The following is a 26,104-nucleotide window of genomic DNA, read 5'->3' as shown; positions in this document are numbered from 1 at the left end:
AACTGAGAGGACGGAACGTGACCTCCGACAACGGCACCGAAGCCGGTCGCGACCTGACCGAGCTTTCCGACGAGCAGGCGCAGGCGGCGCCCGGCGACGAGGAGTCCGCCGAGCCCGTCGAGGTGCCCGTCGCCGAGGACGAGGTCGCCGCCGAAGAAGCCTCCGCCGACGAGGCGGACGACACCGACGACGCCGCCGAAGCCGACGTGACCGAGCCCGCCCCCGAGGCGGACGACCCGGTCGCCGCGCTGCGCGCCGAGCTCAAGGCCGCGCCGGGCGAGTGGTACGTCGTGCACTCGTACGCCGGTTACGAGAACAAGGTCAAGACCAACCTCGAGACGCGTACCCAGACCCTGGACGTCGAGGACTACATCTTCCAGATCGAGGTCCCGACCGAAGAGGTCACCGAGATCAAGAACGGCCAGCGCAAGCAGGTGCAGCGCAAGGTGCTGCCCGGCTACATCCTGGTCCGGATGGACCTCAACGACCAGTCGTGGAGCGCGGTCCGCAACACCCCGGGCGTCACCGGGTTCGTCGGGGCCACCTCGCGGCCGTCGCCGCTGACCGTGGACGAGGTGCTGAAGTTCCTCGCCCCGCAGGTGGAGAAGGAAGCCCCGGCCAAGGCGGCCAAGGGCGGCGAATCCGCCGCGGCCGCGCCGTCCGGTGCGCCCGCCGTCGAGGTCGACTTCGAGGTCGGCGAGTCGGTCACCGTCATGGACGGCCCGTTCGCCACGCTGCCCGCCACGATCTCCGAGGTCAACGTCGACGGGCAGAAGCTGAAGGTCCTGGTGTCGATCTTCGGCCGGGAGACCCCGGTCGAGCTCTCGTTCAGCCAGGTCTCCAAGATCTGACGGCCGGGCCATCCCGGTCGGCAGTCCCCGCGTACTGGCAGGTGTGCGGGGGACTCACGTCAGTTGAGAAGGACACAAGGTAATGCCACCCAAGAAGAAGAAGCTTGCGGCGATCATCAAGCTGCAGATCAAGGCGGGTGCGGCCAACCCCGCGCCGCCGGTCGGCCCGGCGCTGGGCCAGCACGGCGTCAACATCATGGAGTTCTGCAAGGCCTACAACGCCGCGACCGAGTCGCAGCGCGGGGACGTCGTCCCGGTCGAGATCTCCGTGTACGAGGACCGGTCGTTCGACTTCAAGCTGAAGACGCCGCCGGCCGCCAAGCTGCTGCTCAAGGCCGCGGGCGTGGAGAAGGGCTCCGGCGAGCCGCACAAGACCAAGGTCGCCAAGGTCACCTGGGACCAGGTCCGCGAGATCGCGAAGACCAAGGAGACCGACCTCAACGCGCACGACATCGACCAGGCCGCGAAGATCATCGCCGGCACTGCCCGCTCGATGGGCATCACCGTCGAGTAATTGCCCCGACTCCGTCGAGGCGGCGTGATTTCGCGCCAGCACGAGTGGGAGGGCTGATGTGCTGCCCGTACCACTACTGATCCGCTGACTTACTAAGGACAGAAGCATGACCAAGCACAGCAAGGCCTACCGCCAGGCCGCGGAGCTGATCGACAAGACGCGTCTCTACGCGCCGCTCGAGGCCGTGAAGCTGGCGAAGGAGACCTCCAAGACGAAGATGGACGCGACCGTCGAGGTCGCGATGCGTCTCGGGGTCGACCCGCGCAAGGCCGACCAGATGGTCCGCGGCACCGTGAACCTGCCGCACGGCACCGGTAAGACCGCCCGCGTCATCGTTTTCGCCGTCGGCGACAAGGCCGCCGAGGCCGAAGCCGCCGGCGCGGACGCGGTCGGCACCGACGAACTGATCGAGCGCATCCAGGGTGGCTGGCTCGACTTCGACGCCGCGATCGCGACGCCGGACCAGATGGCCAAGGTGGGCCGCATCGCCCGCATCCTCGGCCCGCGCGGCCTCATGCCGAACCCGAAGACCGGCACGGTGACCCCCGCGGTCGAGAAGGCCGTGAAGGACATCAAGGGCGGCAAGATCAACTTCCGCGTCGACAAGCAGGCGAACCTGCACCTGGTGATCGGCAAGGCGTCGTTCGACACCGAGAAGCTGGTGGAGAACTACGCGGCCGCGCTGGACGAGATCCTGCGCGCCAAGCCGTCGTCGGCGAAGGGCCGCTACGTCAAGAAGGTCACCTTCACCACGACGATGGGCCCGGGCATCCCGGTCGACCCGGCGCGGACCCGCAACCTCCTCTCCGAGGAAGCCGCGGTCTGAGTCGCACATCACGCGAAAGGGTGGTCACGCTTCGTGCGTGACCACCCTTTTTTCGTGTCTCATGGACGTATGCCAACGACGTTCCTCGCCCCCGACGGGCTCCAGCTGAGCTACACGGTCTGGGAGGGGGACGGACGGCACCGGCGGCCCGTCGTGCTGCACCACGGTTTCGCCGCCGATTCCCAGGTGAACTGGGTCAACCCCGGAGTCGTGGACGCGCTGGTCAAGGCCGGGTTCACGGTGATCGCGCTGGACGCGCGCGGACACGGCGCGTCAGAGAAACCGCACGACCCGGCGGCCTACGGCGAGGACATCATGGCCGCGGACCTGACCGCGCTGTTCGACGAACTCGGCCTGGACGAGGTGTGCCTGGCGGGCTATTCGATGGGCGCGATCGTGTCGCTGCTGGTGGCTACGCGTGACCGCCGAGTCCGCTGCCTCGCGGTCGGCGGGGTCGGCGCGGGAATCGTGGACTTCGGCGGGGTGGACGCCCGGGTGATCAACCGGAGCCAGATCGCCGCCGGACTGCTGGCCGAAGACCGCTCGCAGGTGCCCCCGGCGGCGCGCCCGTTCCGTCGGCTGGCCCGCCGGGCAGGCGCGGACGTCGAAGCACTGGCCGCGGTCATGCACGCGACCCCGCACGGCCCGATGCGCCTGACGAACCTGTCGGCGGCGACGCTGATCCTGGCGGGGGAGTCGGACGAACTGGCCACGCAGCCGGAACGCCTCGCCGCGGGGATCGCCGGTGCGCGCCTGGTGCGGGTGCCGGGAAACCACATGGAAGCGGTGGCACACCCGGCCTTCGCGGCGGCGCTGGTGGACTTCTTCGCGTACTCGGACACCGGGGAGACCCGGTTGCCGATCAGCTCTCCTGCGTGAGGGTCAGCTCGGGGTGGAGGTCGCCGTCGGCGGAGGGCATTTCTCCGGGCCGGACGAATGGCCGGTGATCAGCCACTGTCCTTTGTCCACTTTGGTCACCTCGAACACGCCCAGCGCCGGACCGCCGCTCACGGTGAACGAACAGGAATCGATCTTCACCACCGGCGGCGGAGTCGGACCCGAGACGTAGGACGGGAGCGATTCGGCGTAGTCGTTGACGTTCTTCACTTGTGCGTGGAGCTTCTCGACCGCGACCTTGCAATCCGGCTGGCCGGTGGTGTCTTTGGCGAACTTGTCCTGGATGTCCTCGCGGAAGCGCCCGCAGGCGTCGTCGACCCGGCCCTGGGCGATGTTGTGGTAGACGAACCGCACCGCCTCGTTCGGGTTGGTCGAGAAGATGTGGTTCGTGTGGTAGGTCCCGCCGCCCTCGGCGGCGATCTGGGCCGACGTTTTGCCGTCGTCGCTGGGAAAGATCTGGTGATAGCCCCAGTTGACCAGGATGCCCAGGATGACCAAGGCGATCACCCAGCCCAGGATTTTCCCGCCCAGCCGCTTCACCCAGCGCGGCACCGGGCGGCGGTTGCGTGGCGGTTCCTGGTACTCGGTCAGCGCACCCGGCTGATGCGGCGGGGCAGGCGGCTGCCCACCGGCGAGGGGCTGGCGGTTTCCGGCCGGGACCAGGCCAGCGTCGGGAGCCGGGGCCGGTTCGGTGCCCTGTTGAGCCTGGGTGAACCGCAGATACTCCTGGAACCTCTGGAATTCCTGGAACTGGCGCAGCTGCTCCGGATCCAGCTGCGGCACGGCCGATTCGCTCGGCTGCGGAAGGTTCGGCGCAGCCCGCTGCGGCTCGTTCGCCGCTGGCTGAGCGGGAGGGCGTGGCGCGACCTCGCCCCCGCCGGGTTGCGGCAGTGCGGGCGGTTGCGCCGAGGACCCACCCTGGCCGGGAGAGGGGAGGTCTTCCGGCTTTCCGTGATCACGCTGTTCCGCCACGTCACCAATGATGCCCGCTCCGCCGCGATTTCCCGAGACTGCCCCGGTTCTCGCAGCTCAGCGAGGGGGCGCCGGACAACCCCGGGAACCCCTGCCGTATGCTGGTCGACGGTTCTACCAAAGACCGCTGGTTCTCTCCGGATTCCCGGGGAGCGAAGGCTCCGCAGTTTGGCGGACGGCCCGCGCAGGAGGAACGAGGCCCTAACCCTAGCCGTCCTGGCTGGGCAACGCCCCGCGTCTTGCTGCGCGTGGGCGTTTTGTCGTTCGGGGGCGCCTCCGCCGAAGCCAGTGGTGACACTAGCCAAGAGAGGAGGCGACCATGGCGAAGCCCGACAAGGTGGCGGCCGTCGCCGAGATCGCGGAGAGCTTCCGCAGCAGCTCGGCCACCGTCGTTACCGAGTACACCGGCCTCTCCGTGACTCAGCTGTCCCAGCTGCGCCGCGCTCTCGGCACCAGTGCCAAGTACCGGGTCGCGAAGAACACCCTCGTCAAGCGTGCCGCTGAGGACGCCGGTCTCGAGGGCATCGAGGACCTGTTCGTCGGCCCGACCGCGATCGCTTTTGTGCACGGCGAGGCAGTCGACGCCGCGAAGGCGCTTCGCGACTTCGCGAAGGAAAACAACGCGCTTGTCATCAAGGGCGGCTACATGGACGGCAAGTCGCTGTCCGTGGACGAGATCACCAAGATCGCCGATCTCGACAGCCGCGAGGTGCTGCTTTCCAAGGCGGCGGGCGCGTTCAAGGCGAAGCTTTCCCAGGCCGCCGCGCTGTTCCAGGCGCCGGCGTCCCAGGTGGCCCGCCTGGCTGCCGCGCTGGAGGAGAAGCAGCGCAACGCCACCGGTACCGAAGCAGCCGAAGCACCCGCCGAGAGCTGAACCATCCGACCCCGAACGTCTCGTTCGTTTTTCTGAGAGGAAGCCATCATGGCGAAGCTGAGCACCGCCGAGCTGATCGACGCCTTCAAGGAGCTGACCCTTCTTGAGCTGTCCGAGTTCGTGAAGGAATTCGAAGAGGTCTTCGACGTCACCGCCGCCGCCCCGGCCGCCGTCGTGGCCGCCGCCCCGGGTGCCGCCGCCGGTGGCGCCGAGGCCGCTGCCGAGCAGGACGAGTTCGACGTCATCCTCGACTCGGCCGGCGACAAGAAGATCCAGGTCATCAAGGTCGTCCGCGAGGTCGTCTCCGGTCTGGGCCTGAAGGAGGCCAAGGAGCTGGTCGAGGCCGCTCCCAAGGCGCTCCTGGAGAAGGTCGACAAGGAGGCCGCCGACGCCGCCAAGGAGAAGCTCGAGGCCGCCGGCGCCAAGATCACCATCAAGTGATCCCGGGCGCGCAAGCGCCTGCAACACCACCTCGAAAGGGGCGGACACCCGACACGGGCGTCCGCCCCTTTTGCTGTCCGAGACAAAAAAGACGCACAGTCGCCACCTCGGCCCTGGGCGCCCTCGTTCAGGCGAATCAACCGGGCCCTGGCCGGTCTCGAGTCACCCCCTGTTTGTCGCGTTTCCGCCGGTTAACCCGTCAGGGTGAGCGGCAGGCGGCCATCTGGCTCTGCGCCCGAACGTGACGTGCACTACCGTGCTGCCAGCGGTCGCCGTACTGGATCCCCGGCGCGTGAGACGTGCACGGGGGCTGGCCAGAGAACAAAACTGGTGAGTAACCTGTTCGCGCTCAGCTCGTTGCACCTGGTTGAAGCGGAGTTCGCCGCGCGAGCTCCGCCGCTGCCAGCGGGTGACGGGGCGGCGGTGCGCGACGACGCGGAACAGCTCCTGGAGGTGCGATGGGTGCCGAGGTGGTCATCGAAGGTCTGACGAAGTCCTTCGGAAAGCAGACCATCTGGCGGGACGTGACGCTGACCCTGCCTCCCGGCGAGGTCTCGGCGATGCTCGGCCCGTCCGGAACCGGCAAGTCCGTGTTCCTGAAGTCGATGATCGGCCTGCTCAAGCCGGATCGCGGGCGCTGTGTCATCAACGGCGTCGACATCGTCACCTGCTCCGAGCACAAGCTGTACGAGATCCGGAAGCTCTTCGGCGTCCTGTTCCAGGACGGCGCGCTGTTCGGCTCGATGAACCTCTTCGACAACGTGGCCTTCCCGCTGCGGGAGCACACGAAGAAGTCCGAGACCGAGATCCGCCGGATCGTGCTCGAGAAGCTCGAGATCACCGGTCTCGCCGGTGCGGACAAGAAGCTCCCCGGCGAGATCTCCGGCGGGATGCGCAAGCGCGCCGGCCTTGCTCGCGCCCTCGTGCTCGACCCGGAGATCATCCTGGTCGACGAGCCGGACTCCGGTCTCGACCCGGTCCGCACGACCTACATCTCCCAGCTCTTCCTGGACGTCAACGCCCAGATCGACGCGACGTTCCTGATCGTGTCGCACAACATCAACCTCGCCCGCACGGTGCCGGACAACCTCGGCATGCTGTTCCGCAAGGAACTCGTCATGTTCGGCCCGCGCGAGGTGCTGCTGACCAGCGACGAACCGGTGGTCGAGCAGTTCCTCAACGGCCGCAAGCTCGGCCCGATCGGCATGTCCGAGGAGAAGGACAGCGCCCAGATGGCCCGCGAGCAGGCCGAGGCCGCCGCCGGGCACGGCGACGTGCTCAACGAGGACGTGCGCGGCGTCGTGCCGCAGATGCAGGTCAGCCCGGGCGTTCCGGAGCGGGCCGGGGCGAAGCGGCGGATGGACCGCGTCATGCGGATTCTGCACACGCTCCCGCCGAGCGCGCAGGAGGGGATCATCGAATCCCTGACGCCGGAGCAGCAGCGGTACTACAACGTGCGGCCCAACCCCGGTGCGTTCCACCACCAGCACGGTCCCGAGGCCACCCAGCAGCTGCCCCCGGTCAGCGGCCCGGGTCCGGTGCCCAACCAGCACCAGGGACAGCTTCCCGCCGACCAGGTCGCGCGCATTCCGGGCGCGGACCGCCGGTCGCCCCGGCACGGGCAGGGTGGCGCGTGACCACCAGCACGGCCAAGATCCCCGGCTACGGAATGCTGCGGGAGACCGGGAACCTGTTCGCGCTCGGCCTCGACATCGTCCGCGGCATCTTCCAGCGCCCGTTCCAGTTCCGCGAGTTCATCCAGCAGGCCTGGTTCGTCGCGAGCGTGACGATCCTGCCGACCGCGCTCGTCGCGATCCCGTTCGGCGCGGTCATCTCGCTGCAGTTCGGCGCGCTCGCCCGCCAGCTCGGCGCGCAGTCCTACACCGGTGCCGGTTCGGTGCTGGCGACCGTGCAGCAGGCCAGTCCGCTGGTCACCGCGCTGCTGGTGGCCGGTGCGGGCGGCAGCGCGGTCTGCGCGGACATCGGCGCGCGGACCATCCGCGAGGAGATCGACGCGATGGAGGTGCTGGGCGTCTCCGCGGTCCAGCGCCTGATCGTCCCCCGCACGCTCGCCATGATGCTCGTCGCACTCCTGCTCAACGGCATGGTCAGCGTCATCGGCGTGCTCGGCGGCTACTTCTTCAACGTCGTGCTCCAGGGCGGCACCCCGGGCGCGTACCTGTCCAGCTTCTCCGCGCTCGCGCAGCTGCCCGACCTCTGGGTCGGCGAGATCAAGGCGCTGATCTTCGGCTTCATCGCCGCGGTCGTGGCGGCTTATCGCGGCCTGCACCCGAGCGGCGGCCCGAAGGGCGTCGGCGACGCGGTGAACCAGTCGGTGGTCATCACGTTCCTGCTGCTCTTCGTCGTGAACTTCGTGATCACGCTGATCTACCTGCAGCTCGTGCCCGGAAAGCTGGACTGACCATGACGTTCCTCGCGGGGGCGAAGCGGATCGCCAACCGGCCGCTGGAGACCCTGGACACGCTCGGCGACCAGATGTCGTTCTACGGCCGGGCTCTGCTGTGGACGCCGCGCACGCTGCGCCGCTACACCAAGGAAGTGCTGCGGCTGCTGGCCGAGGTGAGCTTCGGCTCCGGCTCGCTCGCGGTCATCGGCGGCACGGTCGGCGTGATGGTCGGCCTGACGCTGTTCACCGGTGTTCTCGTCGGCCTGCAGGGCTACTCGGCGCTGAACTCGATCGGCACCTCGGCCTTCACCGGCTTCCTCACCGCGTTCTTCAACACCCGCGAGATCGCGCCGCTGGTCGCCGGGCTGGCGCTGTCGGCGACGGTCGGCGCGGGCTTCACCGCGCAGCTCGGCGCGATGCGGATCTCCGAGGAGATCGACGCGCTCGAGGTGATGGGCGTGCCGAGCCTTCCGTACCTGGTGACCACGCGGATCATCGCCGGGTTCGTGGCCGTGATCCCGCTGTACGTGATCGGCCTGCTGAGCTCGTACCTCGCCTCGCGGCTGGTCGTTATCTATATCTACGGACAATCCGCGGGTACCTACGACCATTACTTCGATCTGTTCCTACCACCGCAAGACGTGCTCTATTCGTTCATCAAGGTGCTGATCTTCAGCGTTTTGATCATTCTTTCGCACTGCTACTTCGGGTACCGGGCCAGTGGCGGACCGGCCGGGGTCGGCGTGGCCGTCGGCCGCGCGGTGCGGCTTTCCATCGTCACGGTTTCGGTCGTGAATTTCTTCATCGGTTTCGCGATTTGGGGAACCGACGTCACGGTGAGGATTGCGGGATGACCACACTACGGCGCAGGTTGCTCGGCCTGCTGCTGGTGGCGGTGCTCGTCGGCGGGATCGCGCTCAGCATCGCGATGTACGACAAGGCGTTCAGCAAGTTCGTCACCGTGAAGCTCGACGCCGGCCACATCGGCAACCAGCTGCTCAAGCAGTCGGACGTGAAGGTCCGCGGGTTGATCGTCGGTTCGGTGCAGGACATCAAAGCGACCGCGGACGGCGCGGAACTGACGCTGGCGATGGATCCGGAATCGGTGAAGCTGATTCCGCGGAACGTGTCCGCGCGATTCCTTCCGAAGACGTTGTTCGGCGAACGCTATGTGTCGCTGGAGATTCCGAAGGACCCGTCGGCCAAGACGCTTTCCCAGGGCGACGTGATCACCCAGGACCGCACCTCGAGCGCGATCGAGCTGGAGCAGGCGCTCGAACACCTGATGCCGGTGCTGCAGGCGGTGCAGCCGCAGAAGCTGTCCAGCACGCTCACCGCGATCTCGACTGCGCTGCAGGGCCGCGGCAAACCGCTCGGCGAAACGCTTTCGCAGCTCGGCCAGTACCTCGGCGACCTGAACCCGCACGAGCCGGAACTGCAGCACAACCTGAAGGCGCTCGCGGAGTTCTCCGGCCACCTGAGCAACGCGACACCGGATCTGGTGCAGAGCCTGGACAATCTGAGCACGACCACGCGCACCGTTGTCGCCGAGCAGGCCAACCTCTCGAGCCTCTACGGCAACCTCACCACTGCTTCGCAGGACCTGCAGTCGTTCCTGGAAGCCAACTCGCAGAACCTGATCAGCCTCGCGCGCACCGCGCGCCCGACCGCCGAACTGCTCGCCAAGTACTCGCCGGAGTACCCGTGCGTGCTGAAGCAGATGGCGAAGGTCGTGCCGGTCGCGGACGCGGCGCTGGGCAAGTACAACGGCAAGCCGGGGCTCAACGCGACCATCGAGGTCGTCGTCAACCGCGGGCCGTACAAGCCCGGCGAGGAGCCGCGGTTCGAGGACAAGCGCGGTCCGCGCTGCTACGACCTGAACCCCGCGCCGGACCCGTTCCCGCAGCAGCCGCCGGACGGCCCGTTCAAGGACGGCACCAAACAGGGCGCGGCGCCCAGGACCGTCGGCGAGGGCCTGAACCCGGCCAACTTCAAGGGCGACGCGGCGGGCCTCAACGGCGGCGGGGCGGCCGGCGGCAACCCGGTCAACACCGCGGCCGAGAACAACTTCCTCGCCGCGCTGGTCAGCCCGGAGATGGGGATTTCGCAGGACCAGTTCCCGGGCTGGGGCTCGCTGCTCGTCGGCCCGCTCTACCGGGGCACGGAGGTGACGGTCAAGTGAGGGGACTCGCCGCACCGCTGATCAAGCTGTCGATCTTCGTGGTCGTCACGGTGCTGTTCACGACCGTGCTGGGCATCAGCATCGCGAACATCAACACCACCAGCACCAGCGCCTACTCCGCGCGGTTCACCGACGCCACGCTCCTGCTGCCGAACGACGACGTGCGCATCGCCGGCGTCCGGGTCGGCCAGGTGAAGGACGTGAAGATCGTCGACAAGCGCCAGGCGCAGGTGGACTTCGAGGTCGACGCCGGGCGCAAGCTCCCGGCGGGCGTCACCGCGCAGATCAAGTTCCGCAACCTGGTCGGCCAGCGCTACGTCTCGCTCGGCGAGGGCGACGACACCAGCGGCGCGACGCTCGAGCCGGGCGACACCATCCCGCTCGAGCGCACCACGCCCGCGCTGGACCTGACCGAGCTGTTCAACGGCTTCAAGCCGCTGTTCACCGCGCTGAACCCGGCCGATGTGAACAAGCTGTCGTACGAGGTCATCCAGGTTCTGCAGGGCGAGGGCGGCACGGTCGAAAGCCTGCTGTCGCACACCGCCTCGCTGGCCACCACGATCGCCAACAAGGACCAGGTGATCGGCCAGGTCATCGACAACCTCAACTCGGTGCTCGACACGGTCAACCAGCACACCCCGCAGCTCAACGACCTGATCGTGAAGCTGCAGCAGCTGGTGTCCGGCCTCGCCGCGGACCGCAAGCCGATCGGCGACGCGATCGAGGGGCTGGGCAACCTGGCCACCACGACGGCCGGCCTGCTCACCGACGCGCGGCAGCCGTTGAAGGACGACATCGCCGCGCTGGGCAAGCTCACCACGAACCTGAACCAGAACGAACCGCTCGTCGAGCACTTCATCCAGTTCATGCCGAAGAAGGTCAGCGCGCTCACCCGCACCGCCGACTACGGCTCGTGGTTCAACTTCTACTCCTGCGAGATGACCGGGACGGTCGGCGTGCCGGGGCTGCTGCCGCCGACCGACTTCACGCTCGCACCGGTGAACCGGGACAGGTGCAAGCCATGAAGTCCTTCCAGAAACGCAATCCGATCCCGATCGCTCTGGTCGGCATCGCGGTGATCGTGCTCGGCCTGGTCGCCGCGATGAACTCCGAGGACCTGCCGGTGATCGGCGGCGGCACCACCTACAGCGCGGACTTCTCCGAGGCGGCCGGGCTGCAGAAGGACAACGACGTGCGGATCGCCGGCGTGAAGGTCGGCAAGGTGTCCGACATCAAGCTGGACGGCGCGAGCGTCAAGGTGTCGTTCAAGGTCAAGGACGCCTGGATGGGCGACAAGACCACGGCGGCGATCAAGATCAAGACGCTGCTCGGCCAGAAGTACCTCGCGCTCGACCCGCAGGGCAACGGCACGCTCGACCCGGGCAGCCCGATCCCGCGCGACCGCACGATGTCGCCGTACGACGTGCTCGACGCCTTCCGCGGCCTGTCGCAGACGGTCGACGCGATCGACACGAACCAGCTGTCGAAGAGCTTCGAGGCGATCACCCAGACGTTCTCGAACACCCCGCAGGACGTGAAGGGCGCGCTGTCTGGCCTTTCGAAGCTGTCGGACACGATCGCCAAGCGCGATTCGCAGCTGGCGAACCTGCTGGCCAACACGCGCCAGGTGTCGCAGACGCTGGTCGACCGCGACGCCGAGGTGCAGAAGCTGATCACCGACGGCAACCAGCTGCTGGACGAGATCGGCAAGCGCGAGCAGGCGATCAAGACGCTGCTGGACGGCTCGAAGCAGCTGTCGGCGCAGCTGCAGGGCCTGGTCGACGACAACGACGGCCAGCTGAACCCGGTGCTCACCCAGCTCGACCAGCTCACGTCGATGCTGCAGCGCAACCAGGATTCGCTCGCGCAGGGCATCCAGAAGTTCGCGCCGTTCATCCGGGTCTTCAACAACACGATCGGCACCGGGCACTGGTTCGACAACTACATCTGCGGCCTGGTGCTTCCCTCGGTCGGTCCGCTCAATCCGGAGGGGTGCAACTCCCAATGACCGACACCCGCTTCGGCCAGTCGCTCACCCGCGGCTTCACGATCGCGATCGTGCTCGCGCTCGTGGTCGCGGGCGCGCTTTGGTGGACCCTCAAGGACGCCGGCCGCAACCACCTGACCGCGTACTTCGCCGGCGCTGTCGGCCTTTACGAGGGCAACAGCGTCCGGATGCTCGGCGTGGACATGGGCACGGTGACCAAGATCCAGCCGATGGGCAACCAGGTCCGGGTCGACCTCGAATACGACCGCTCGGTCGCGGTGCCCGCCGACGCGAAGGCGCTGATCGTGGCCCCGTCGCTGGTCAGCGACCGCTACATCCAGCTCGCCCCGGCCTACACCGGCGGCCCGCGCATTTCCGACGGCGCGACGATCGGCCTCGACCGCACCGAGGTGCCGCTGGAGGTCGACCAGCTCGCCGCCAGCCTCGCCAAGGTCAGCGAGACGCTCGGGCCGAACGGGGCCAACAAGAACGGTTCGCTCTCGGACCTGCTGAACACCGCGGCGAACAACCTCGACGGCAACGGCAAGGCGCTGCACGACACGATCACCAAGCTCGGGCAGGCGTCCGGCACGCTGGCCGGCAACAAGGACGACCTCTTCCAGACGGTGCAGAACCTCGGCAAGTTCTCCCAGTCGCTGGCCAACAGCGACGGCCAGGTGCGCCAGTTCGAGAGCCAGCTCGCCGACGTGAGCGGATTCCTCGCCGGGGAGAAGGACAATCTCGCGCAGACCGTCCAGCAGCTCGGCACCACGCTGCAGTCGGTGCAGGGCTTCATCGAACGCAACCGCGGCCGGTTGAAGTCCAATGTGGACAAACTGGCCAGCGTGACCAAGGTGCTCGTGGACCAGCGCAGCTCGCTCGCCGAGATCCTCGACGTCGCGCCGGTCGCGCTGTCCAACATCGTCGGCGTCTACAACGGCTCGTCCGGCACGCTCGACGCGCGGCCGAACCTCAACGAGCTGACCGCCCCGCCGCTGGTGATGGTCTGCAGGCTGCTCAAGCAGACCTCGGTGACCAAGCAGCTGCTCGGCAACGCCTGCGACGGCATCGCCAAGGTGGTCGACGGCGTGGTTCCGCTGCCGTCCGCCGCGCAGGTCGTCCAGGCGATGCAGAACGGCCAGCTGCCGCCGCTGCCGCTCCCGCTGCAGGGCCAGGTCTACGGGACGCAGGGGAGCTGACGTGAAGCGACTGACGAAGTTCGCCGCGGGCGGGGCGCTCGCCACGGCCGCCGCGCTCGTGCTGAGCGGCTGCGCGTTCAACGGCGTCTACGACGTCCCGCTTCCCGGCGGGGCCGACCTCGGCAGCCATCCGTACACGCTGAAGATCCAGTTCAAGGACGTGCTCGACCTGGTCCCGCAGTCCGGGGTGAAGGTCAACGAGGTGCCGGTCGGGCAGGTCAAGTCGATCGGGCTGACGCCGGACGGCTGGCACGCCGAGGTGACCGTCGAGGTCAACGGCGACGTCAAGCTGCCCGCCAACGCGATGGCCAACGTGAAGCAGTCGAGCCTGCTCGGCGAGAAGTACGTCGAACTGGCCTCGCCGGGCGGAAACGAGGCGACCGGGGAACTCGCGAACGGGGCGACCATCCCGCTCGCGCGCACCGGCCGCGACGTCCAGGTCGAGGAGGTGCTCGGCGCGCTGTCCCTGCTGCTCAACGGCGGCGGCGTGGAGCAGCTCAACACGATCACCAAGGAACTCAACAACGCCACCGCCGGCCGCGAGCCGGACATCAAGGCGCTGCTGGCCAACGCGAACGAGCTGGTCACGAACCTCGACAACCAGTCGGCCAACATCACCCGCGCGCTGGACGGCCTCAACCGGCTGTCCATGACGCTGCGGGACCAGAAGGACAAGCTGGTCGGCGCGGTCGACAACCTCGGGCCCGGGCTCGGGGTGCTGGAGCAGCAGCGCGGCCAGCTGGTGACCATGCTGAACGCGCTCAACAACCTCTCCGGCGTCGCGACCGACACGGTCAACAAGAGCAAGGCGGACCTGGTCGCCGACCTCAAGGCGCTCACACCGACGCTGCGGAAGCTCGGCGAGGCGGGCAGCGACCTGCCGAAGGCGCTGGAAATCCTGCTCACCTATCCGTTCACCGACCAGGCCTACAACGACGTCAAGGGCGACTACTTCAACCTGTTCGCCAAGGTCGACCTGAACCTCAAGGACGTCATCGACAACCTCGGCCGCAGCAGGCAGAACGGGCTGAACGGGCTCATTCCCGCGCCGGGGCTGACCGGCGGCGTCGAGGGCACGCCGGCGAACCAGCCGCCGCCGCTGTCGTTCCCGGGGAGCCAGCCCGCGCAGCAGCACCAGCAGGCTCCGTCCTCGACCGGCGGCCAGGGCGGCGGGCAGCCGGCGCAGAGCGGGTTGTCCGGCCTGTTCGGGGTGCTTTCCGGAGGTGCTGGCTGATGTTGCTGCGCAGGACGAAAATCCAGCTGGTGGTCTTCGCGATCATCTCCGTGGTGGCCATCGTGTACGCGCTGATCCGGTTCGCCGGCCTCGGCACGGTGTTCGGCGGCAGCGGGTACACGGTCAAGCTGCAGCTCAACGAGTCCGGCGGGATCTTCACCAACGCCGAGGTCACCTACCGCGGCTTCAACGTCGGGCGCGTCGGGCAGCTGCGGCTGACCCAGACCGGGCTCGAGGCCGACCTGAACATCGACCCGTCCGCCCCGCGCGTGCCCGCCGACCTCGACGCGGTCGTCGCCAACCGGTCCGCGGTCGGCGAGCAGTACGTCGACCTGCGGCCGAAGAACGACCAGGGCCCGTACCTGGCGAGCGGTTCGGTGATCCCGGCCGCGCGCACGACCACCCCGGTCAGCACCGACCGGCTGCTCGGCGACCTCGACTCGCTGTCGGCCTCGGTGCCCACCGACGCGCTGCGGAAGGTCGTCGACGAGTCCTACGACGCGTTCCGCGGCACCGGCGGCGACCTGCAGAAGCTGATGGACACCGTGCGCAGCTTCACCGCCACCGCGCAGCAGTACCTGCCGCAGACCGTGCAGCTGCTGCAGGCCGGCGGCAAGGTGCTGGACACGCAGAACGACGAGGCGTCGAACTTCGCGTCGTTCTCCAGGAGCCTCAACCAGCTCAGCGGCACGCTCAAGAACTCCGACGGCGACCTGCGCAAGCTGATCGGCGTCACCCCGCAGGTGGCGACCCAGATCAGCCAGGTGGTCAAGGAGACCGGGCCCGGTCTCGGCGCGCTGACCGCGAACCTGCTGACCACGGCCAACCTGACGGTGACCCGGCTGGACGGTCTCGAACAGGGCCTGGTGACCTATCCGGCACTGGCGGCCGCCGCGCCGTCGGTGGCCCCCGGCGACGGGACCGCGCACCTCGGCCTGGTGCTGAACCTGTTCAACCCGCCGTCGTGCACGAAGGGCTATCTGCCCTACAGCCAGTACCGGCCGGGTTCGGACACCTCGGTCCGGCCCGCGGACGACAAGGCCTACTGCGCCGAGCCGAAGGGCAGCCCGATCAACGTCCGCGGTTCCCAGAACGCGCCGTACAACGGCGTGCCGGTGCAGCCGTCGCAGCAGGACATCGCGGCCAACCGGAACCGGCCCGCGCAGCAGCTGCAGGAGCAGCGCGACGCCCAGGTGCCCGGCGTCGTCGGCAGTCCCGGTGTCTCGCTCAACAGCCTCGGCGCGCTGCTCGGGGTCGGCTGACCGGGATTTGATGACAGTTACCTACTCTGGAGTGTTATGAGTGCCGAGCACGCGGTCGCCGAGGAAGAGGCGACCGCTGACACGCCCGAACCGGCAACGGAGGCGGCGAAGGAAAAGTGGACGCTCCCCGGATCGCCGCGCGTCTGGCTGCTCGGGTCCGGGGCGTTCGCTCTCGCCGGGCTGGTGGTGGCGATCGTGTTCGGGATCATGTGGCTGGTCGCGGAGATGGACGGCGACCGGGACCTCGCTTCGGCCCGCGACGACGTGCTCAAGGACGGCACCGCCGCGGTGCTGGCCTACACCCAGGTCGACTACCAGAACCTGGACGCGTACTTCCAGAAGCAGAAGGACGTCTCCAGCGACGACATGGCCAAGCAGATCCAGCAGGCCCAGCCGAACTACTCGAAGGCGCTGACCGACCAGAAGGTCAAGGTCACCACCACGATCCAGGACATCGCGGTCGAGGAGCTCAACGACCACGACGGCAAGGCCAGCTTCCTGGCCGCGATCAGCACGGACACCTCCGCGGGCGGCAAGCAGGCCACCAAGGCGCTGCGGCTCGAGGTCCAGATGACCCGGGTCGACGGCAAGTGGAAGCTGTCCGGGATCGACCAAGTGCCGCTCGTCGCCGCCGGCCAGTAGCTTCACCCGCAGATCGGAGTTCCGCAGTGCCCCCCTCCCGTCGCCAGCCACCGCGCAGCAGTACGCCACCGGCCCGCCGGCCGAAGGTCGCCGGGCTGCGCAAGCCGTCGGACCCGGCGGCGCCGGCGGCCTCGCCCAAGCCGCGCCCCCGGCCGCGGCCGCTCCCCGACGCGGACCCGGCCGAGGCGACCCAGGAGCTGCGGATTCCCCGCGGCGGACTGGCGCGCCCGGAGAAGACCGAGCCGGAGAAGACCGAGGTCGCGGAGACCTCCGTCGAGGAAGACGCCGTCGCCGAACCCGAGGTCTCCGGGGGCGCGGACGAAGCCCCGGCCGACGAGGTCGACGCGCTCACCGGCGAAACCGTCGAGGACGAGAAACCGGCCCGCCCGAGCCCGCGGCGCAAGAAGCGGGACACCGGCTCGGAGAAGCCCTCGGACGTCGAGGAAGCCGAGACCAAGGCCCGGGCCGACGAGGACGCGCCCGCCTCGGTCCCGGCGCAGCGGTCCGCGGTCAGCCGCAACACCGTGCGGGTCGCGCTGCTGCTGGTGGCCGGACTGGCGCTGGTCGCCGCGGCGGTCATCTTCCAGGTGAAAGGCTCGGACGCGGCCGATTCCACGAGCAACCGCGCGGTGCTCGACGTGGCGAAGACCGCGCAGGTCAAGGACCAGGTTTCGAAGGCGATCGAGACGCTGTTCTCCTACGACTTCAACAACATCAAGAAGACCGAGGACGCGGCCAACCAGCTGCTCGCGACCGACCAGGTCAAGGCGAGCTACAACGCGCTGATGGGCCAGGTCAAGAAGCTCGCGCCGGAGCAGAAGGTGGTCGTGACCTGCAAGGTCACCCGCAGCGCGGTGATCCGGCTGAACGGCGACCTCGCCCGCGTGATGCTGTTCATCGACCAGACGTCGACGCGCGCGGACACGAAGCAGACCGCCGCCGGGACGGCGCAGATGCACGTGGACGCCCAGCTGCAGGGCAACACGTGGAAGATCACCGACATGGACACCTACAAGGCCGCCGGACCGGCCGCGGGCGCGCCCGCGCCGTCCGCGCCCGCTTCGGCTCCGCCGTCGAAGTAAGCGGTCTTGGCCAGCGGTCACGGCCCGTTCCCGGAAGCTCCGGGGGCGGGCCGTTGCCGGGTCAGCGTCCGGTACGCCGTCCGAAGCGGCTCCTGCTTCAGCTCGTCCGGGGTTTCCGGCACCGCCAAGGGTTCCGGGCCGGTCGCGGCCAGCCGGTCCAGGAGAGCGACCGTGAGACCGTCCAATTCGGCCCGGAGCACGGACAGGTCGGGGCCCCCGCCGGGCCGGTCGCCGGGACGCGCGGTCCAGTGCGCGAAGAGCCGGTGCTGGACCTGCTTGCTCGCGGCGATCTGGTCGGAGAGGAATCCGGCGGCGAAACCCGGGTCGAGGCCCCTCTCGCGGGCGAGCACCCGGACGCGGGCCAGCTCCCGCTGTTCGCGGACCGGATCGTCGACCGGCCGTCCGGCCCGGAACTTCGCGGCGGCGACCTGCTCGCTGATCGCCAGCCTGCGCAAGACCAGTTCGGGAAGCGACGCGGCGGGTTCCGGCATCGGGCGCACCTCCGGGAAGTTCGGGCCCCGCCCAGTTGATCACCGGGACGCGGGCGCCGCCAACCGCCGCGCGAACCCCTGCCCGGGAGCCCGGAATCCGGGTCCGAGCCGCCGGGCGATCCCCTATTCGACTATGCCGCTCGGCGCACGGCCGCTCGCGGAATGTGATCCATCCCGCGCCCGCCGCGCCGCCGCGGAATCCGCCTCCGCACCCGCGCTCAGCCCGCCTGCCTGCACCGCCGCCCGGCCGACCTGCGCGGCTATTCCGGAGTACCCGGCGGTAACCGCGAGGCTCGCCCCGGCGGTCACCCTGCGCTGTCCGGGTTCAACGCTGCGCCAACCGGCGGGAGAGCCGCGCGGCATCTTGACTCCAAAGCCGCGTGGGTTCACGCTTACTGCCAACGGTCACGGCCGGGGAACGCGAACCTTGCGGGAGGGGCGCGAAAACCCGGTGCGAACCGGGAGCCGAGGACGCAGTGAGGCTCAGGGAGACGCACTGCCCGAAGGTGACGCGATGCAGGCTGGGCCCCGTCTGGAGTGCCCCCTGGACAGACCGCGCCATCCGGGCTAGACTGCTTCTTTGCGCTGCCCTCTTTCAGGCTGCCCGGAGCCGGTAGTTAGGATAGTGGGCACACGGCACCCCTGACAGTCCGCGACAGCTGTTGCCATCGCGGCTGCTCACCGCTCATTGTCCCCGGAAGGACGCATCTTGGCAGTCTCTCCCGCGAACCAGGCCACTGCTGCGACCACCTCGGCTGAATCCCGCGCGCAGGCCACGGGAATCCCCGGAGCGCCCAAGCGGGTCTCCTTCGCGAAGATCCGCGAGCCACTTTCCACCCCGAACCTGCTTGACGTCCAGATCCAGTCGTTCCAGTGGTTCACCGGCGACGAGGCGTGGTTCGAGCGCCGCGTCAACGAAGGCGAAGAGAACCCGGTCGGCGGTCTGGAAGAGGTCCTCAACGAGATCTCGCCGATCGAGGACTTCTCGGGCTCGATGTCCCTGTCCTTCTCCGCTCCGCGCTTCGACGAGGTCAAGGCCTCGATCGAGGAGTGCAAGGACAAGGACATGACGTACGCGGCCCCGCTGTTCGTCACCGCCGAGTTCGTCAACAACAACACCGGCGAGATCAAGAGCCAGACGGTCTTCCTGGGCGACTTCCCGGTGATGACCGACAAGGGCACCTTCATCATCAACGGGACCGAGCGGGTCGTCGTGTCCCAGCTGGTGCGTTCTCCGGGCGTGTACTTCGACAGCAGTGTCGACAAGACGACCGACAAGGACGTCTTCAGCGTGCGCGTGATCCCGAGCCGCGGCGCGTGGCTCGAGTTCGACGTGGACAAGCGCGACACCGTCGGCGTCCGCATCGACCGCAAGCGCCGCCAGCCGGTCACCGTGCTGCTGAAGGCGCTGGGCTGGACCACCGAGGCGATCCGCGAGCGCTTCTCGTTCTCCGAGACGCTGCTGGCCACCCTCGAGAAGGACCACACCGCAGGCACCGACGAGGCGCTGCTCGACATCTACCGCAAGCTGCGCCCGGGCGAGCCGCCCACGAAGGAGAGCGCGCAGACGCTGCTGGAGAACCTGTTCTTCAAGCCGAAGCGCTACGACCTGGCCAAGGTCGGCCGCTACAAGGTCAACAAGAAGCTGGGCCTCGACACCCCGTACGAGACCGGCACGCTGACCGAAGAGGACATCGTCTCGGCCATCGAGTACCTGGTCCGGCTGCACGCCGGCGAGGACAAGATGACCAGCTCCGCCGGCGTCGAGGTGCCGGTCGAGACCGACGACATCGACCACTTCGGCAACCGCCGCCTGCGCACCGTCGGCGAGCTGATCCAGAACCAGATCCGGGTCGGCCTCTCCCGCACCGAGCGCGTCGTGCGCGAGCGCATGACCACCCAGGACGTCGAGGCGATCACGCCGCAGACCCTGATCAACATCCGCCCGATCGGCGCGGCGATCAAGGAGTTCTTCGGCACCTCGCAGCTGTCGCAGTTCATGGACCAGAACAACCCGCTGTCGGGCCTGACGCACAAGCGGCGTCTTTCGGCGCTCGGCCCGGGCGGTCTGTCCCGTGAGCGCGCCGGCATGGAGGTCCGCGACGTCCACCCGTCGCACTACGGCCGGATGTGCCCGATCGAGACGCCGGAAGGCCCGAACATCGGCCTGATCGGCTCGCTGTGCTCGTACGCGCGGGTCAACCCGTTCGGCTTCATCGAGACGCCGTACCGCAAGGTCGTCGAGGGCCAGGTCACCGACCAGGTCGACTACCTGACCGCGGACGAGGAGGACCGTTACGTCAAGGCGCAGGCGAACGCGCCGCTGACCGAGGACGGCCACTTCGTCGAGGAGAAGGTCCTCGGCCGGCGCAAGGGCGGCGAGGTCGAGCTGATCGACCCGCTCGAGATCGACTACATGGACGTGTCGCCGCGGCAGATGGTCTCCGTCGCCACCGCGATGATCCCGTTCCTGGAGCACGACGACGCGAACCGTGCGCTGATGGGCGCGAACATGCAGCGCCAGGCCGTTCCGCTGCTGCGCAACCAGGCTCCGTACGTGGGCACCGGCGTGGAGCTGCGCGCCGCGGTCGACGCCGGGGACGTCCTGGTCGCCGAGCAGGCGGGCGTGGTCGAGGAGCTGTCCGCGGACATCATCACGATCATGCACGACGACGGCACGCGGAAGAGCTACGGACTGTACAAGTTCCGCCGCTCCAACCACGGCACGTGCTTCAACCACCGGCCGATCGTCAACGAGGGGGACCGGGTCGAAAAGGGCCAGGTCATCGCCGACGGCCCGTCCACCGAGAACGGTGAGATGGCGCTCGGCAAGAACCTCCTCGTCGCGGTCATGCCGTGGGAGGGCCACAACTACGAGGACGCGATCATCCTCTCCGAGCGCCTGGTGCAGGACGACGTGCTGACGTCGATCCACATCGAGGAGCACGAGATCGACGCCCGCGACACCAAGCTGGGCGCCGAGGAGATCACCCGGGACATCCCGAACGTCTCCGAGGAGGTGCTGGCCGACCTCGACGAACGCGGCATCATCCGGATCGGTGCCGAGGTCCGCGACGGCGACATCCTGGTCGGCAAGGTCACGCCGAAGGGCGAGACCGAGCTGACCCCGGAGGAGCGGCTGCTCCGCGCGATCTTCGGCGAGAAGGCGCGCGAGGTCCGCGACACCTCGCTGAAGGTGCCGCACGGCGAGACCGGCAAGGTCATCGGCATCCGGGTGTTCTCCCGCGAGGACGACGACGAGCTGCCCCCGGGCGTCAACGAGCTGGTCCGCGTCTACGTGGCGCAGAAGCGCAAGATCCAGCCGGGCGACAAGCTCGCCGGCCGGCACGGCAACAAGGGTGTCATCGGCAAGATCCTGCCGGTCGAGGACATGCCGTTCATGGAGGACGGCACCCCGGTCGACATCATCCTGAACACCCACGGTGTTCCGCGACGGATGAACATCGGCCAGATCCTCGAACTGCACCTCGGCTGGCTGGCCTCCCAGGGCTGGACGATCGAGGGCAACCCGGACTGGGCGAAGAACCTGTCGCCGGAGCTCTACGACGTCGCGCCCGGCACGAACACCGCCACCCCGGTGTTCGACGGCGCGAAGGAGGAGGAGCTCACCGGGCTGCTCGGGGCGACCAAGCCGAACCGCGACGGCGAGCGCATGGTCAAGGAGAACGGCAAGGCCACGCTGTTCGACGGCCGCTCCGGCGAGCCGTACCCGTACCCGGTGTCGGTCGGCTACATGTACATCCTGAAGCTGCACCACCTGGTCGACGACAAGATCCACGCCCGCTCCACCGGCCCGTACTCGATGATCACCCAGCAGCCGCTGGGCGGTAAGGCGCAGTTCGGCGGCCAGCGCTTCGGCGAGATGGAGTGCTGGGCGATGCAGGCCTACGGCGCGGCGTACACGCTGCAGGAACTGCTCACGATCAAGTCGGACGACGTGGTCGGCCGCGTCAAGGTGTACGAGGCGATCGTGAAGGGGGAGAACATCCCCGAGCCGGGCATCCCGGAGTCGTTCAAGGTGCTCCTGAAGGAGCTCCAGTCGCTGTGCCTCAACGTCGAGGTGCTCTCCAGCGACGGCGCGGCGATCGAGATGCGCGACTCCGACGACGAGGACCTCGAGCGCGCCGCGGCGAACCTCGGCATCAACCTGTCCCGCAACGAGTCGCCCTCGGTGGACGACGTCGTGCACTGATTCGGTGTCGAGCGGGAACCTGCCTCCCGCGGGTTCCCGCTCCACCGCCGACCCCTCCTCTAGCCGAATCAACCCCAAGGGGATCTAGACGTGCTGGACGTCAACTTTTTCGATGAGCTCCGGATTGGCCTCGCCACCGCCGACGACATCCGTCAGTGGTCCTTCGGCGAGGTCAAGAAGCCGGAGACCATCAACTACCGGACCCTCAAGCCGGAGAAGGACGGGCTCTTCTGCGAGAAGATCTTCGGTCCGACCCGGGACTGGGAGTGCTACTGCGGCAAGTACAAGCGCGTCCGGTTCAAGGGCATCATCTGCGAGCGCTGCGGCGTCGAGGTCACTCGCGCCAAGGTGCGCCGTGAGCGGATGGGCCACATCGAGCTGGCCGCGCCGGTCACCCACATCTGGTACTTCAAGGGCGTTCCGTCGCGCCTTGGCTACCTGCTGGACCTGGCGCCCAAGGACCTCGAGAAGATCATCTACTTCGCGGCCTACGTGATCACCGGCGTGAACACCGAGCTGCGGCACAACGACCTGCCGACGCTCGAGAACGAGATCGGCGTCGAGCGCAAGAACCTCGAGACGAAGCGCGACGCCGACATCGAGGCCCGCGCGCAGAAGCTGGAAGCCGACCTGGCCGAGCTGGAGGCGGAGGGCGCGAAGTCCGACGTGCGCCGCAAGGTCAAGGAGGGCGGCGAGCGCGAGATGCGCCAGATCCGCGACCGCGCCGGTCGCGAGCTGGACCGTCTCGAGGAGGTCTGGACGACCTTCACCAAGCTCGAGCCGCGGCAGCTGATCGCCGACGAGCTGCTCTACCGCGAGCTGATCGACCGGTACGGCGAGTACTTCACCGGCGGCATGGGCGCGGAGGCGATCCAGAAGCTGGCGACCGAGTTCGACGTCGCCGCGGAGGCCGAGAGCCTGCGCGACACCATCCGCAACGGCAAGGGGCAGAAGAAGCTCCGCGCGCTGAAGCGGCTCAAGGTCGTCGCCGCGTTCCAGGCGACCGGCAACGACCCGCGCGGCATGGTGCTCGACGCCGTCCCGGTCATCCCGCCGGACCTGCGCCCGATGGTGCAGCTCGACGGCGGCCGGTTCGCCACGTCGGACCTGAACGACCTGTACCGCCGCGTGATCAACCGGAACAACCGGCTCAAGCGGCTGATCGACCTCGGCGCGCCCGAGATCATCGTCAACAACGAGAAGCGGATGCTGCAGGAGGCCGTCGACGCGCTGTTCGACAACGGCCGCCGCGGCCGTCCGGTCACCGGTCCGGGCAACCGGCCGCTGAAGTCGCTGTCCGACCTGCTGAAGGGCAAGCAGGGCCGGTTCCGCCAGAACCTGCTGGGCAAGCGGGTCGACTACTCGGGCCGTTCGGTCATCATCGTCGGCCCGCAGCTGAAGCTGCACCAGTGCGGTCTGCCGAAGGACATGGCGCTCGAGCTGTTCAAGCCGTTCGTCATGAAGCGGCTGGTCGACCTGAACCACGCGCAGAACATCAAGTCCGCCAAGCGGATGGTGGAGCGGTCGCGGCCGCAGGTGTGGGACGTGCTCGAAGAGGTCATCACCGGCCACCCGGTGATGCTGAACCGCGCGCCGACCCTGCACCGGCTGGGCATCCAGGCCTTCGAACCGCAGCTGGTCGAGGGCAAGGCGATCCAGCTGCACCCGCTGGTCTGCGAAGCGTTCAACGCGGACTTCGACGGCGACCAGATGGCGGTGCACCTGCCGCTGTCGGCCGAGGCGCAGGCCGAGGCCCGGATCCTGATGCTGTCGGCGAACAACATCCTGTCGCCTGCGTCGGGCCGTCCGCTCGCCATGCCGCGACTGGACATGGTCACCGGCCTGTTCCACCTGACCCGGCTGAACGAGAACGCCGAGGGCGCGGGCAACGCGTACTCCTCGCCCGCCGAGGCGATCATGGCGTACGACCGCAAGGCGCTGAGCCTGCACGCCCCGGTCAAGATCCGGATCACCGACCGGCAGCCGGCGAAGGCCGACGAGGCGGCGCTCGCGGAAAAGGGCTGGGAACCGGGCAAGCCGTGGCTGGCCGAGACGACCCTGGGCCGCGTCCTGTTCAACGACCTGCTGCCGGCGGACTACCCGTTCATCAACGAGCCGATGCCGAAGAAGCGGCAGGCGGCCATCGTGAACGACCTCGCCGAGCGGTACTCGATGACGCAGGTCGCGCAGACGCTGGACAAGCTCAAGGACGCCGGTTTCTACTGGGCGACCCGCTCGGGCGTCACGGTCGCGATCTCGGACGTGCTGACCCCGGTCGGCAAGAAGGCCATTCTCGACGAGTACGAGGGCAAGGCCGACCAGGTCGAGAAGCGGTACCAGCGCGGTCAGCTGTCCCACGCCGAGCGCAACAACGAGCTCGTCAAGGTGTGGACGCAGGCGACCGAAGAGGTCCACAAGATCATGGAGACGGCGCTGCCGGACGACAACCCGATCGCCATGATCGTGAAGTCGGGCGCGGCCGGCAACATGACCCAGGTCCGTTCGCTGGCCGGTATGCGTGGCCTGGTGTCGAACCCGAAGGGCGAGTACATCCCGCGTCCGATCAAGGCGAACTTCCGCGAGGGCCTGTCGGTGGCGGAGTACTTCATCGCCACGCACGGCGCCCGGAAGGGTCTGGCGGACACCGCGCTCCGTACCGCGGACTCGGGTTACCTGACCCGTCGTCTGGTGGACGTTTCGCAGGACGTCATCGTCCGCGAGATCGACTGCGGCACCACGCGCGGCATCATGATGCCGATCGGCGAGGACCTCGGCGACGGCAAGATCGTGCGGGACCAGCACGTCGAGACCTCCGTGTACGCGCGGAACCTCGCGACGGACGCGGTGGACGCCAAGGGCAACGTCGTGCTGAACGCGGGCGACGACATCGGCGACCCGGCCATCGAGAAGCTGCTCTCCAGCGGCATCACGAAGGTCAAGGTCCGTTCGGTGCTGACCTGCGAGTCGGCGGTCGGGGTCTGCGCGACCTGCTACGGCCGTTCGATGGCGACGGGCCAGCTGGTCGACGTCGGCGAGGCGGTCGGCATTGTCGCCGCCCAGTCGATCGGCGAGCCGGGCACGCAGCTGACGATGCGTACGTTCCACCAGGGTGGTGTCGCCGGTGACGACATCACGACCGGTCTGCCCCGTGTCACCGAGCTTTTCGAGGCCCGGGTGCCGAAGGGCAAGGCTCCGATCGCGGACGTCGACGGCCGCGTGCGGATCGAGGAGAGCGAGCGGTTCTGGAAGATCACCCTGATCCCGGACGACGGGTCGGAGGAGATCGTCTTCGACAAGCTGTCCAAGCGGCAGCGGCTCGCGAACACCCCGAACGGCCCGCTGGGCGACGGCGACCACGTGCACGTCGGCCAGCAGCTGCTCGAGGGCACGCCGGACCCGCACGAGGTCCTGCGCGTCATGGGCCCGCGCGAAGCGCAGATGCACCTCACGGACGAGGTCCAGAAGGTGTACCGGGCGCAGGGTGTGTCGATCCACGACAAGCACATCGAGGTCATCGTGCGGCAGATGCTGCGCCGCGTGACGATCATCGACTCCGGCGCCACGGACTTCCTGCCGGGCGAACTGCCCGAGCGGACGAAGTTCGAGGCGACGAACCGGGCCGCGGTCGCCGAGGGCGGCGAGCCGGCTTCGGGCCGTCCGGTGCTGATGGGGATCACGAAGGCGTCGCTGACCACGGACTCGTGGCTGTCGGCGGCCTCGTTCCAGGAGACCACGCGAGTCCTGACCGACGCGGCGATCAACGGCCGCTCGGACAAGCTCGTGGGCCTCAAGGAGAACGTCATCATCGGTAAGCTCATCCCGGCCGGTACGGGCATCAACAAGTACCGCAACATCCAGGTGCAGCCGACCGAGGAGGCCCGGGTCGCGGCGTACGCGATCCCGTCCTACGACGACGGTTACTACACCCCGGACGTGTTCGGTTCGGGCACCGGCGCCGCGGTTCCGCTGGACGACTACGACTTCGGTCGCGACTTCCGCTGAACCTCGCGTAGCTGAACGAAAAAGCCCC

At 68.4% G+C, this 26,104-nt stretch carries 21 protein-coding genes; 19 read left to right on the top strand and 2 right to left on the bottom strand.

The genetic code is table 11. The features are described 5' to 3' along the window. Positions 1 to 17: 17 nt before the first annotated feature. The 4 genes from nusG (at position 18) to F9C12_RS20450 (ending at position 3,070) form a co-directional block, all read left to right on the top strand. Positions 18 to 851, top strand: coding sequence for a transcription termination/antitermination protein NusG (gene nusG, locus F9C12_RS20465; protein WP_409183515.1), 834 nt, complete (start codon positions 18 to 20; stop codon positions 849 to 851). 82 nt (positions 852 to 933) lie between these two features. Then, positions 934 to 1,365, top strand: coding sequence for a 50S ribosomal protein L11 (rplK, locus tag F9C12_RS20460; RefSeq protein ID WP_037360170.1), 432 nt, complete (start codon positions 934 to 936; stop codon positions 1,363 to 1,365). Between the two features lie 106 nt (positions 1,366 to 1,471). After that, positions 1,472 to 2,191 (top strand): 50S ribosomal protein L1, encoded by a 720-nt coding sequence (rplA, locus tag F9C12_RS20455; RefSeq protein WP_409183514.1) that lies wholly within the window; start codon positions 1,472 to 1,474, stop codon positions 2,189 to 2,191. A gap of 69 nt (positions 2,192 to 2,260) precedes the next feature. Continuing rightward, positions 2,261 to 3,070 carry an alpha/beta fold hydrolase gene (locus F9C12_RS20450; RefSeq protein ID WP_409183513.1) on the top strand — a complete coding sequence of 270 codons (810 nt, stop codon included), beginning with the start codon at positions 2,261 to 2,263 and terminating at the stop codon, positions 3,068 to 3,070. Between the two features lie 3 nt (positions 3,071 to 3,073). On the opposite strand, the gene F9C12_RS20445 is transcribed toward F9C12_RS20450, so the two are convergent. Next, entirely contained in the window at positions 3,074 to 4,060 is a 987-nt protein-coding gene (locus F9C12_RS20445; RefSeq protein WP_409466903.1) for a hypothetical protein, read from the bottom strand. Between the two features lie 319 nt (positions 4,061 to 4,379). Between F9C12_RS20445 and rplJ the strand changes: the two genes are divergently transcribed. The 13 genes from rplJ (at position 4,380) to F9C12_RS20380 (ending at position 17,370) form a co-directional block, all read left to right on the top strand. Beyond that, positions 4,380 to 4,934 (top strand): 50S ribosomal protein L10, encoded by a 555-nt coding sequence (rplJ, locus tag F9C12_RS20440; protein ID WP_037816297.1) that lies wholly within the window; start codon positions 4,380 to 4,382, stop codon positions 4,932 to 4,934. A 48-nt stretch (positions 4,935 to 4,982) separates the two neighbouring features. Beyond that, positions 4,983 to 5,375, top strand: coding sequence for a 50S ribosomal protein L7/L12 (gene rplL, locus F9C12_RS20435; protein ID WP_009072216.1), 393 nt, complete (start codon positions 4,983 to 4,985; stop codon positions 5,373 to 5,375). 458 nt (positions 5,376 to 5,833) lie between these two features. Next, entirely contained in the window at positions 5,834 to 7,012 is a 1,179-nt protein-coding gene (locus F9C12_RS20430) for an ABC transporter ATP-binding protein (RefSeq protein WP_409183511.1), read from the top strand. Between the two features lie 32 nt (positions 7,013 to 7,044). After that, a complete protein-coding gene (locus F9C12_RS20425; protein WP_050788377.1) occupies positions 7,045 to 7,797 on the top strand; it encodes an MlaE family ABC transporter permease in 753 nt (250 codons plus the stop codon). 2 nt (positions 7,798 to 7,799) lie between these two features. Continuing rightward, positions 7,800 to 8,636, top strand: a complete 837-nt coding sequence (locus tag F9C12_RS20420; RefSeq protein ID WP_009072224.1) for an MlaE family ABC transporter permease — start codon at positions 7,800 to 7,802, stop codon at positions 8,634 to 8,636. Then, on the top strand, positions 8,633 to 9,964 hold the full coding sequence (locus F9C12_RS20415; protein ID WP_409183510.1) for an MCE family protein: 1,332 nt from the start codon (positions 8,633 to 8,635) through the stop codon (positions 9,962 to 9,964). The genes F9C12_RS20420 and F9C12_RS20415 overlap by 4 nt, the downstream gene beginning before the upstream one ends. After that, a complete protein-coding gene (locus F9C12_RS20410; protein ID WP_409466902.1) occupies positions 9,961 to 10,989 on the top strand; it encodes an MCE family protein in 1,029 nt (342 codons plus the stop codon). The genes F9C12_RS20415 and F9C12_RS20410 overlap by 4 nt, the downstream gene beginning before the upstream one ends. Continuing rightward, positions 10,986 to 11,972: an MCE family protein gene (locus F9C12_RS20405; protein ID WP_409183508.1), complete on the top strand. Its 987-nt coding sequence runs from the start codon at positions 10,986 to 10,988 to the stop codon at positions 11,970 to 11,972. Before F9C12_RS20410 ends, F9C12_RS20405 begins: the two co-directional genes overlap by 4 nt. After that, the gene (locus F9C12_RS20400; RefSeq protein WP_409183507.1) at positions 11,969 to 13,150 is read left to right on the top strand and encodes an MCE family protein; all 1,182 of its coding nucleotides are present in this window, start codon (positions 11,969 to 11,971) and stop codon (positions 13,148 to 13,150) included. Before F9C12_RS20405 ends, F9C12_RS20400 begins: the two co-directional genes overlap by 4 nt. A 10-nt stretch (positions 13,151 to 13,160) precedes the next feature. Then, positions 13,161 to 14,384, top strand: a complete 1,224-nt coding sequence (locus F9C12_RS20395) for an MCE family protein (RefSeq protein WP_409467037.1) — start codon at positions 13,161 to 13,163, stop codon at positions 14,382 to 14,384. Continuing rightward, positions 14,384 to 15,646: an MCE family protein gene (locus F9C12_RS20390; protein ID WP_409466901.1), complete on the top strand. Its 1,263-nt coding sequence runs from the start codon at positions 14,384 to 14,386 to the stop codon at positions 15,644 to 15,646. Before F9C12_RS20395 ends, F9C12_RS20390 begins: the two co-directional genes overlap by 1 nt. Positions 15,647 to 15,682: 36 nt before the next feature. Continuing rightward, positions 15,683 to 16,288, top strand: coding sequence for a hypothetical protein (locus F9C12_RS20385; protein ID WP_409466900.1), 606 nt, complete (start codon positions 15,683 to 15,685; stop codon positions 16,286 to 16,288). 26 nt (positions 16,289 to 16,314) lie between these two features. Beyond that, a complete protein-coding gene (locus tag F9C12_RS20380) occupies positions 16,315 to 17,370 on the top strand; it encodes a hypothetical protein (RefSeq protein WP_409466899.1) in 1,056 nt (351 codons plus the stop codon). Between the two features lie 17 nt (positions 17,371 to 17,387). Here the strand turns inward: F9C12_RS20380 and aroQ are convergent, their stop codons facing one another. After that, positions 17,388 to 17,861, bottom strand: a complete 474-nt coding sequence (gene aroQ / locus F9C12_RS20375) for a gamma subclass chorismate mutase AroQ (protein ID WP_409466898.1) — start codon at positions 17,859 to 17,861, stop codon at positions 17,388 to 17,390. Positions 17,862 to 18,570: 709 nt separating this feature from the next. On the opposite strand from aroQ, the gene F9C12_RS20370 reads away from it, so the two are divergent. Both F9C12_RS20370 and F9C12_RS20365 read left to right on the top strand, forming a co-directional pair. Further along, positions 18,571 to 22,074, top strand: coding sequence for a DNA-directed RNA polymerase subunit beta (locus F9C12_RS20370; RefSeq protein WP_409183502.1), 3,504 nt, complete (start codon positions 18,571 to 18,573; stop codon positions 22,072 to 22,074). A 90-nt stretch (positions 22,075 to 22,164) separates the two neighbouring features. Beyond that, complete coding sequence (locus F9C12_RS20365) at positions 22,165 to 26,076, top strand: DNA-directed RNA polymerase subunit beta' (RefSeq protein ID WP_409183501.1); 3,912 nt, start codon at positions 22,165 to 22,167, stop codon at positions 26,074 to 26,076. Positions 26,077 to 26,104 lie beyond the last annotated feature (28 nt).

The sequence above is a fragment of the Amycolatopsis sp. GA6-003 genome (assembly GCF_046267895.1).
Lineage (GTDB): Bacteria > Actinomycetota > Actinomycetes > Mycobacteriales > Pseudonocardiaceae > Amycolatopsis.
The sequence above is the reverse complement of the archived record's forward strand: the minus strand, read 5'-3'. Positions and strand labels throughout refer to the sequence as shown.